The organism is Streptomyces sp. NPDC005963, assembly GCF_040638655.1.
Classification (GTDB): domain Bacteria; phylum Actinomycetota; class Actinomycetes; order Streptomycetales; family Streptomycetaceae; genus Streptomyces.
Genome location: NZ_JBEXVD010000027.1, coordinates 90,852 through 100,714, shown reverse-complemented (window position 1 = coordinate 100,714; position 9,863 = coordinate 90,852). Strand labels below are relative to the sequence as shown.

Sequence of the window (9,863 nt, the reverse complement as noted above, 5' to 3'; positions counted from 1 at the left end):
TGCGGCTGGGCGGCCCGTTTGGGTGTCCTTTCTCTCGGGGGGTTTTTGTGGACAGCTGTCCAGTCACCCCCCGTTCCGATGTGTCTAGCGCTCTTCCTCCGCGTTGAGTCCCAGTCCGGGGAGGATGCCCGGGAGCAGGGGCGGGATGGTGACGTCCGGCTCTGCGGGCGGGGTGTTCTTGCCCGCGGCCGGCGGTGGGGTGTTGTTCGGGGTCGGGTCGAGCAGCCCGCCCACGTCACCGCCGAGCAGCCCGTCCTCCTTCTGGGCCGGGGTGGAGCCGCCCGAGGGTCGGGGATCGCTCTTCTCCGCGCCAGTGGACGTGTCCGGCGCCTGAGTCGCCGCCGGGGGCTTCTGGCCACCGGGTGCGGGAGAGCGGCCGGGCGCCTGCGGTGAGGTGCTGCTGGTGCGCGGTGCTTCGCGGCCCTGTTCCGGTGGGCTCGGCAGCAGCGACTGGAGCGGTCCGACCTCTTGGTCTATGGCGTCGAAGACGTGGTTCACCTCGTTGCCCACGTCGGTGAGCTGCACCGGAAGCCGGTCGCGCAGGCCGTTCCACGCGTCGCGGTGGGCGCGCGAGAAGGAGTTCAGCTTCTGGATGGGGCGGAGCGAGCCGTCCCGCTCGTAGGCGGCGTGGAGCAGTCGGTGGCCCTCGGTGGCGTCGTGCCTCATGCCGTTGAGGGCACGGCGGACCTCGCTCAGCGACTCGTGGTCGAGTTCACCCGCCCGCCCGCGCTCCATCAGCCGACGGGCCTCGCTGAGGCGGGTGGACGCCTGGTCGAGATAGACCTCACCGCGGTCGGTCTCGCCGTCGGCCATGCCGAGCCGGATGTCCTCCATACCGCGCTTCAGCCCGTACAGGGTGTCACCCGGCAGGGCGTCGGAACTGGCAGCGGCGACCCCGCCGAAGGCGCCCGCAGCGACCGTGACGGTCAGACCGCCGGCTGCGAGCCCCTTCGACCAGCGAGAACGCGGTCGCAATTTCCTCAGCGGGGAGGCGCGATGTGCGCCCCGGCCGGCTCTTCGCTGCTCCGGCACCGTAGGGCCCATGGCGGCGCTCCCGGCAGCCGTGCCCTCTTGGAGCATGGCTTCCATGGCCGCCACGAGCTGTGCCCGCTGCACCACCTTGACCTCGGGGTCCATCTCCGGCCTCGGCAGCTCGCCGAGACCGGTCGCCAGAGCCAACAGCCGTCCTTGGTCGGTCGGTTCGACCGACTCGTCCGGCTGTTCGGCTACCTGGTCTTCCAGGGCCTGGGCGAAGGCGTTCGCCCGCCGGTGCGCCGATACGTTCGCGATCACTGGCGGCACCTCCTCTCGTCATGACGATCGACTCCCCTGGAGTTTTGGAAGGTTGCACGCCTTGAGCGCATCCACACGATCGAGTGAGTGGCTGCGGGCACGGCGTGACCACAGGGAGCCTGCATCCCGCACAACGAGCGTCGCGGCACTTGGGTTACGCGCGAAAGATGATCGGACCAGTGCGTCATGGAGGCGTCACCGATGGTGAGTTGGGGTCGGTCAGCGAGCATCGTCGGGTAGCAGGCGGGCCAGGGTGCGTACGGCACGGTACTGGAGGGTCTTGATGGCGCCCTCGTTCTTGCCCATCACCTTGGCCGTCTCCGCGACGGACAGGCCCTGCAGGAAGCGCAGGGTCACGCACTCCTGCTGCTGGGGGTTGAGTTTGCGGACCGCTTCGAGCAGTGCCGCATTGGAGAGCGACTCCAGGACGGAGTCCTCCGGGGAGCGTTCGACCTCGTTGGCGTCGAGCATCTCGCCGGTGGTCACCTCCAGCCGGAACCGGCTGGACTTGAAGTGGTCGGCGACGAGGTTGCGGGCGATCGTGACCAGCCAGGCGCCGAAGTCACGGCCCTGCCAGGTGAAGGTCGAGATGCGGCGCAGGGCGCGGAGGAAGGTCTCGCTGGTCAGGTCCTCCGCGGTCGCCTTTCCTCCGACGCGGTAGTAGATGTAGCGGTAGACGGTGTCGCTGTACTGGTCGTAGAGCCTGCCGAAGGCGTCGGCCTCGCCCGCTTGCGCGCGCTCGACCAGTTCCATCATGCGGGCGCTGTCGCTGTCGGCACTGGGCCGACGGACCTTGGCGGGCGACGAGGTCGTGGAGGTGCCGGACGAGGCAGGGGCCGAAGGGGTAGCGGGGGCCGTCGATGCGCCCCCACCGGCCCGGCCGGTCCGTCTGACCAACTCACGGCCGGCAGCTGCACGACCTCGTCGCCCCTCGACGACGGCACTGCGCGTCGACCTCTCCTTGAAGCCGTCGGCCAGTGCGTAGCAGGGGGCGGCGGAACCGCTGGTGGCAATGCGGGGCATGGCGAGGGCGGGGGCGGCGTACGCGGTGGGGACAAAACCGCGCAAGTGGTCGAGGACCGCCGCGCGAAGCGTAGCCAGGCCCGAGGTGTCAACCCCGACGTGTGGGTACACGGGACTCCCAGAGGCAGAGCTTCCATCACGTGCAGTGCGGGACCGTTCACTCGTCGTGGCGACGCGTGGGACCCGTATGCGTTTGAGGAGAATAACGCTTCGTACAGGCAGTGCTACACCCAGTTGCTCAAAACGTCGTTTCCGTCGCTTCTGTTATGTCGGAATGACGGTTCTGGTAGCAGAAAGTGAGCGATTGCTGATCAGATTTGTTCGCGATCTGACTCTTCGGGGGTGTCGTGCGGAGGGTCGCAGGTGTGCCACGGAACTCTGTTCGGGCAGTCGCGATCAGCGGCGACGGCGGTGGATGGCGACGGCAGCCGCCGTACCGCCCGCGATGGCGCCCACCCCGGCTGCGGCCGGGATGCCGACCTTGGCCGCTTTACGGCCGGTTCGGTAGTCCCGTAGGCGCCAGTCGCGTTCACGGGCGTGCTTGCGCAGCTTGGTGTCCGGATTGATCGCGTATGGATGTCCTACGAGCGACAGCATCGGGATGTCGTTGTGCGAGTCGCTGTACGCGGCGCAGCGGTCGAGGTCGAGTCCCTCGGCCGCCGCCAGCGCGCGGACCGCCTCGGCCTTCGCGGGGCCGTGGAGCGGTTCGCCGACGAGCTTGCCGGTGTAGACGCCGCCCACGGACTCGGCGACTGTGCCCAGCGCACCCGTGAGGCCGAGGCGGCGGGCGATGATGGTCGCGGTCTCCACCGGGGCCGCCGTGACCAGCCAGACCTTCTGGCCGGCGTCGAGGTGGGCCTGGGCCAGCGCCCGGGTGCCCGGCCAGATCCGTTCGGCCATGTACTCGTCGTAGATCTCTTCGCCGATGCTCATCAACTCGGCGACGCGGTGGCCCTTCACGATCGACAGGGCCGATTCGCGCACGTCCTGCATGTGCTCGGGGTCCTCGACGCCCGCGAGTCGAAACCAGGTCTGCTGCCAGGCGAACCGTGCCAGCTCGCGGCGTTGGAAGAACTTCCGCTTGTACAGCCCGCGGCCGAAGTGGAACAGCGCGGCGCCCTGCATCACGGTGTTGTCGAGGTCGAAGAACGCCGCGGCGTGGACATCGCCCGAGACCGGGAACTGCGGCGTGTCGGGCTCCGCGGTGCCGGTCGCCGGCACGAGTTCCTGCGAGGTCTTACGGGCTGCCTCGGCTGCGGCCTCGCCTGCGAGGACGCTCCGTGCTGTGGCGGAGCGCCTACGGGGGGTGAGCCATCCCAGTGCGGCCATGGGGCGAGCATAGCCAGTCTGTTCGGAACTTCCCGACACGCCGGAACACCGGGGTGTGAACGATGGGTGACGCGCCGGTGGGACGGGTTGCGGCCGGCCCCGCGCCGGCGGCGGAGTGGCCTGCGCGAGCGGGGCGGGGGCGTCCGGGCGGCTGTGGGCGCGGGGCGGACAATGAGGCCATGAGTCCTGTGTGGCGACGTACGAAGAAGAAGGCCGACGGCGTGGCCGCGGCCGGTGGGAAGACGGTGACGCTGATCGGCAAGCCGGGGTGTCATCTGTGCGACGAGGCCCGGGTCGTGGTGGAGCAGGTCTGTGCCCAGACCGGTGCCGCGTGGGAGGAGAAGGACATCACCGAGGACCCGGAGCTCCACCGGGCGTACTGGGAGCAGATCCCGGTGGTGCTGGTGGACGGTGCTCAGCACACGTTCTGGCGGGTCGACCCCGATCGGCTACGGCGGGCGCTGGAGCAATAGCCGAGTAGACCGGGTAGCCGGGCGGGCGACCGCGATTCTGTGGCGGTGGGGCGTCCGGCGGTGCCATGTGTTCACTGTGGCGTACGTGGCGTCTGTGAACCTGGGAGGATGGGGTGAACGCAGGGATCGGTGTGGGCGCTGAGGTGTCGACGTCACCGTCGAGGCGTCGAACGATTGCTATGGGGAAGCCCGCGCTGCGCGCTGCCTTTGTCATGACTCTTTCGGGAATCTAGGGCGACAGGGCAGAGTAAGCGGTCTCGGGGGCGAATACCTGAGGAGAGTGTGTTGTTTTGCCCCCTTCGCGCCTTGAACGGGTCGACGTGGCTCGTGGTTCCGCGTTTACGCGATCTGAGCGCGTGACCCCGATCACTTTGCTCGGACAAAACGGACACCATCTTTGTGCACGCGTTCACAAAGACATAGCCTGCATTCGACGGGGCGGTCTTGGGACACACGGCCGCCTAGAGCCCCGCTCATCCCGCAGGAGCACCGTGGCAACTGGCCGAAATCACCGACCGGCGACCCGTAGCCGAGGAATCCCCGAGGCCACCGTCGCCCGGCTCCCGCTGTATCTGCGGGCGCTGACCGCTCTGTCCGAGCGGTCCGTGCCCACGGTCTCCTCCGAAGAGCTGGCGGCAGCGGCAGGGGTCAATTCCGCGAAGCTGCGGAAGGACTTCTCGTATCTCGGCTCCTACGGGACGCGAGGCGTCGGCTACGACGTGGAATACCTCGTCTACCAGATCTCCCGGGAACTGGGCCTGACCCAGGACTGGCCCGTGGTGATCGTCGGTATCGGTAACCTCGGCGCCGCCCTCGCCAACTACGGCGGATTCGCCTCCCGCGGCTTCCGGGTCGCCGCACTGATCGACGCCGACCCCGCCATGGCCGGAAAGCCGGTGGCCGGAATGCCCGTGCAACACGCCGATGAGCTGGAACGGATCATCAGCGACAACGGTGTGTCGATCGGCGTCATCGCCACGCCCGCGGGCGCCGCCCAGCAGGTGTGCGAGCGGCTCGTCGCCGCCGGCGTGACTTCCATCCTGAACTTCGCCCCGACGGTGCTCTCCGTGCCCGACGGTGTGGACGTGCGCAAGGTCGACCTGTCGATCGAGCTCCAGATCCTCGCCTTCCACGAGCAGCGCAAGGCCGGCGAGGAAGCCGACGCCGAGGCAGCGAGCCGGAAGGGACCCGACGGGGAAGTGCCCGCCGTGATGCCGGCATGAGCCTTCTGGTCATCGGACTGAGCCACCGCAGCGCTCCCGTGAGCGTGCTGGAGCGGGCCTCGCTCTCCGCGGACGCCCAGGGCAAGCTGCTCCAGGACACGCTGGCCGCCGAGCCCGCGTCCGAGGCTGCCGTCCTCGCCACCTGCAACCGCATCGAGCTGTACGCGGACGTCGAGAAGTTCCACGCGGGCGTCGCCGAACTGTCCACGCTCCTCGCGCAGCACAGCGGGGTGGGGCTCGAAGAGCTGACCCCCTACCTCTACGTCCACTACGAGGACCGGGCGGTCCACCATCTGTTCTCGGTGGCCTGCGGCCTCGACTCCATGGTCGTCGGCGAGGGACAGATCCTCGGCCAGATCAAGGACGCGCTCGCCCGCGGCCAGGAGCAGCACTCCGCGGGCCGGCTGATCAACGACCTCTTCCAGCAGTCCCTGCGGGTCGGCAAGCGGGCCCACAGCGAGACGGAGATCGACCGGGCCGGCCAGTCCCTGGTCACCTTCGGTCTTGAGCAGTTGGCCGAGGACTCCGACGTGGAGAGCTGGGCCGCCGACAAGCGCGTCCTGGTCATCGGCGCCGGGTCGATGTCGTCCCTCGCGGCGACGACCCTCGCCCGCCAGGGCGTGGCTGAACTGGTCATCGCCAACCGCACGTTGGATCGCGCCCAGCGGCTCGCAGCCATCCTCTCGGACGCGGTGGCGGACGGCATGACCGTGCGCGCCGTGCCGATGAGCGAGGTTCCCGACGAGCTGACCCGCGCCGATGCGGTGGTGTCCTGCACCGGAGCGACGGGTCTCGTCCTGACCGCCGAAGCGGTCGCAGCCGCCCTGTCCGAGCGGCTCGACGACTCGACGGGCACCGAACTCGACGAGGACCGTCGCCACCCCGACCATCTGCGGGCGCCCGAAGGCAGTTTGGTGGCCCGACTCGCGGCCACGGCCGCCCGGGACGGTCGCGTACCCGACCAGGCCAAGCACCTCGCCGCCGACGACACCGACCGGGGCGCGGCTGCCGAGGCGGGCGACGCCGAAGCACGTGTCCGGGCCGCGGACGTGGTCGGCATCGGCCAGGCCCGTACCGCCGGCCATGACTGCGGGGACGACACCGGGGCGTGCCCCGTCGGGCTCGACGTCCAGCACTCGCCCGGGCAGCTCACCCAGCACGGCGTCTGGGCGGCGAACGCCGAGAACACCAGCCCCGTGGGGACCGTGCCCCAGCCCGCGCGCGAGCGCCCCGCCGCCTCCGAGGGGCGAGAAAACGCCCCCGTGCGCATCGCCCTGCTCGACCTCGCCATGCCCCGCGACATCGATCACGCCATCCACCGGCTCCCCGGTGCGCGGCTGGTCGACATCGAATCGCTCGCCGAAGCCTCCGCGGACGCGCCGATGGCCTCCGACGTCGACCAGGTGCGGCGCATCGTGTCCGACGAGGTCGCCGCGTTCGCAGCGGCGCAGCGCGCCGCGCACATCACGCCGACCGTGGTCGCCCTGCGCAGCATGGCCGCCGATGTCGTCGCCGGAGAGATCGCCCGGCTCGAAGGCCGGCTCCCGGCGCTCGACGAGAAGGAACGCGCCGAGATCAACCAGACCGTCCGCCGTGTCGTGGACAAGCTGCTTCACGCGCCCACCGTGCGGGTCAAGCAGCTCGCGAGCGAGCCGGGTGGCGCCGGGTACGCCGACGCCCTGCGGACGCTCTTCGACCTCGACCCGGAGACGGTCGCCTCCGTCAGCCGGGCCGATCTGAATGACGCAGACGTCAAGAACCGAGGGCGAGTATGACCGAGAGTGCACTCAGGCTGGGGACCAGGCGAAGCAAACTTGCCATGGCCCAGTCCGGGCAAGTGGCTCGGGCGGTGCGCCAGTTGACCGGGCGTCCCGTCGAGCTCGTCGAGATCACCACGTACGGGGACGTCTCCCGTGAGCATCTCGCGCAGATCGGCGGCACGGGGGTCTTCGTGGCCGCACTGCGGGAGTCCCTGTTGCGCGGGGAGGTGGACTTCGCCGTTCATTCGCTGAAGGACCTTCCCACCACCCAGCCCGACGACCTGCTGCTCGCGGCCGTGCCGCTGCGCGAGGACCCGCGGGACGTACTGGTGGCGCGCGACGGCCTGACCTTCGACCGGCTGCCCGCCGGTGCCCGGGTGGGCACCGGTTCGCCGCGTCGGATGTCGCAGCTGAACGCGTACGCCCGTGCGCACCACACGCACATACAGACCGTGCCGATCCGCGGCAACATCGACACCCGGATCGGATACGTACGAAGCGGGGAGCTGGACGCGGTGGTACTCGCCGCCGCCGGGCTCAACCGCGTCGGAATGACGGACGAGGTGACCGACTTCCTGTCGGTCGACTTCGTGCTGCCGGCCCCCGGCCAGGGGGCCTTGGCGATCGAGTGCACCGCAGATAACGTGCAGCTCGCCGCCGTGCTCTCGCAGCTCGACGACCCGGCAACCCGGGCCGCCGTGACCGCTGAGCGTTCCCTGCTCGCCGCCCTGGAGGCCGGCTGTTCCGCACCTGTGGGTGCGCTGGCCGACCTGTTGGGCGACGGACAGGAAGTTACCGAAATGCGCCTGCGCGGCGTCGTCGGCACGATCGACGGCTCGACGCTGGTGCAGCTGTCCACCACCGGTTCCGTACCCACGTCGCACGGCGACGCCATCGCGCTCGGTCGCGAACTCGCGTCCGAGATGCTCGCCAAGGGTGCGGCTGGTCTTATGGGGGAGCGAGCACATTGAGCCCCACCACCAACCCGTCCTCGGCGTACTCGACACACGGGCACGTCACTTTCCTCGGCGCCGGTCCCGGCGATCCCGGACTGTTGACCTTGCGGGCTGTCGAGGCACTCGCGGGAGCCGACGTACTGATCGCCGAGCCCGATGTGCTCGAAGTCGTACGCGGCCATGCGCGGGCGAGCGTCAGCACGCCTGAGCTGACGGTCGTTGACGATGCGTCAACAGCCGCCAGAATCCCGGTACTCAGGGATGCGGTCAATCTTGTCATGGAGGCTGCGCGGGGCGGCAAGCGGGTCGTCCGTGCCGTGATCGGCGATCCCGGCCTCGACGCGGACGCAGGTCAGGAGATGCTGGCCTGTGCCGCGGAGGGGATCACCTTCGAGGTCGTGCCGGGCATCGCGACCGCGGTGGGCGTGCCCGCCTACGCGGGCGTGCCGCTCCGGGACGCCCAGGGCGCGGACGTCCGGTTCGTCGACGCCCGCAGTGCGAGTGAGCGCTGTTGGAGCGAAGTCGGCACCAGCGACTGCACCGTCGTGGTCACGACCACGCTGGACGCGATCTCCGTCGCCGCGAACGAACTGGTGTCCGCCGGTCGCAAGCCCGACACACCGCTGACGGTCACGGTCGCGGGTACGACCACCCGCCAGCGGACCTGGACGGCGACGCTGGGCTCCATCGCCCAGACCCTGAAGCAGGCGAAGGTGCTGCCGTCGCCCGACGGGCACCGGCCGGTGATAGCCGTGGTCGGTGAGCGCAGTGCCGCCGCCCAGCGCGATCAACTCGCCTGGTTCGAGTCCAAGCCCCTGTTCGGATGGCGGGTGTTGGTGCCGCGCACCAAGGAGCAGGCGGCGTCGCTCTCCGACCAACTGCGCTCCTACGGCGCGGTCCCGCACGAGGTTCCGACGATTGCGGTGGAGCCCCCGCGCACCCCGCAGCAGATGGAGCGGGCCGTCAAGGGGCTGGTGACCGGGCGGTACGAGTGGATCGCCTTCACCTCGGTGAACGCGGTCAAGGCCGTCCGCGAGAAGTTCGAGGAGTACGGGCTCGACGCACGGGCCTTCGCCGGCATCAAGGTCGCCGCGGTGGGCGAGCAGACCGCTCGGGCGCTGGTCGAATTCGGGGTGAAGCCCGATCTGGTGCCGAGCGGCGAGCAGTCGGCCGCCGGTCTGCTGGAGGACTGGCCGCCGTACGACCCCGTCTTCGATCCGATCGACCGGGTGTTCCTGCCGCGTGCCGACATCGCGACCGAAACGCTGGTCGCGGGGCTGATCGAGCTGGGTTGGGAGGTCGACGACGTCACCGCGTACCGCACGGTCCGCGCGTCGCCGCCGCCCGCTGACACCCGTGAGGCGATCAAGGGCGGCGGGTTCGACGCGGTGCTCTTCACCTCGTCGTCCACCGTGCGCAACCTGGTGGGCATCGCGGGCAAGCCGCACAACGTGACCGTCATCGCCTGCATCGGTCCGGCCACCGCCAAGACCGCCGAGGAGCACGGGCTGCGGGTGGACGTGCTGTCCCCCGAGCCCTCCGTGCACCGGTTGGCTGAGGCGCTGGCCGAGTTCGGCGCGCGGCGCCGGACGACGGCCGTGGAGGCGGGGGAGCACGTGCTGCGCCCCTCCGAGCGCAGACCGGGCGGCCGGCGCAGGCGCACCACCTGACGGTGGGCGAGCCCTTCGGGCCCGTGTCCCGGACCCACCAGGTCCGGGACACGGGCCCGAGCTCTGTTTGCGGGGCCTTCGAAGGCGCGGTGGAATTCCGGTTGCCGGGCGGGGACCGGGGTGGAAGTCTGCGCCG

8 protein-coding genes are annotated in these 9,863 nt (G+C 70.1%); 5 read left to right on the top strand and 3 right to left on the bottom strand.

The annotated features are described in order from the left end of the window. Positions 1 to 84 precede the first annotated feature (84 nt). From ABZ348_RS28595 to ABZ348_RS28585, 3 genes are all read right to left on the bottom strand, one after another. Complete coding sequence (locus ABZ348_RS28595; RefSeq protein ID WP_358937836.1) at positions 85 to 1,293, bottom strand: DUF5667 domain-containing protein; 1,209 nt, start codon at positions 1,291 to 1,293, stop codon at positions 85 to 87. A 219-nt stretch (positions 1,294 to 1,512) separates the two neighbouring features. After that, positions 1,513 to 2,427 carry an ECF subfamily RNA polymerase sigma factor, BldN family gene (locus ABZ348_RS28590; RefSeq protein WP_358937834.1) on the bottom strand — a complete coding sequence of 305 codons (915 nt, stop codon included), beginning with the start codon at positions 2,425 to 2,427 and terminating at the stop codon, positions 1,513 to 1,515. Positions 2,428 to 2,712: 285 nt separating this feature from the next. Then, positions 2,713 to 3,645, bottom strand: a complete 933-nt coding sequence (locus ABZ348_RS28585; RefSeq protein ID WP_358937832.1) for an HAD-IB family hydrolase — start codon at positions 3,643 to 3,645, stop codon at positions 2,713 to 2,715. 179 nt (positions 3,646 to 3,824) lie between these two features. Here ABZ348_RS28585 and ABZ348_RS28580 point away from each other — a divergent pair, with 179 nt between their 5' ends. The 5 genes from ABZ348_RS28580 to ABZ348_RS28560 all read left to right on the top strand — a co-directional run bounded on the left by ABZ348_RS28580 (position 3,825) and on the right by ABZ348_RS28560 (position 9,727). Beyond that, positions 3,825 to 4,118 carry a glutaredoxin family protein gene (locus ABZ348_RS28580; protein ID WP_358937830.1) on the top strand — a complete coding sequence of 98 codons (294 nt, stop codon included), beginning with the start codon at positions 3,825 to 3,827 and terminating at the stop codon, positions 4,116 to 4,118. 491 nt (positions 4,119 to 4,609) lie between these two features. Further along, positions 4,610 to 5,341, top strand: coding sequence for a redox-sensing transcriptional repressor Rex (locus tag ABZ348_RS28575; protein ID WP_329021909.1), 732 nt, complete (start codon positions 4,610 to 4,612; stop codon positions 5,339 to 5,341). After that, positions 5,338 to 7,116, top strand: a complete 1,779-nt coding sequence (locus tag ABZ348_RS28570; protein WP_358937828.1) for a glutamyl-tRNA reductase — start codon at positions 5,338 to 5,340, stop codon at positions 7,114 to 7,116. The genes ABZ348_RS28575 and ABZ348_RS28570 overlap by 4 nt, the downstream gene beginning before the upstream one ends. Beyond that, positions 7,113 to 8,072, top strand: coding sequence for a hydroxymethylbilane synthase (gene hemC, locus ABZ348_RS28565; protein ID WP_358937826.1), 960 nt, complete (start codon positions 7,113 to 7,115; stop codon positions 8,070 to 8,072). The genes ABZ348_RS28570 and hemC overlap by 4 nt, the downstream gene beginning before the upstream one ends. Beyond that, positions 8,069 to 9,727, top strand: coding sequence for a bifunctional uroporphyrinogen-III C-methyltransferase/uroporphyrinogen-III synthase (locus tag ABZ348_RS28560; RefSeq protein ID WP_358937824.1), 1,659 nt, complete (start codon positions 8,069 to 8,071; stop codon positions 9,725 to 9,727). The genes hemC and ABZ348_RS28560 overlap by 4 nt, the downstream gene beginning before the upstream one ends. Positions 9,728 to 9,863: the final 136 nt, after the last annotated feature.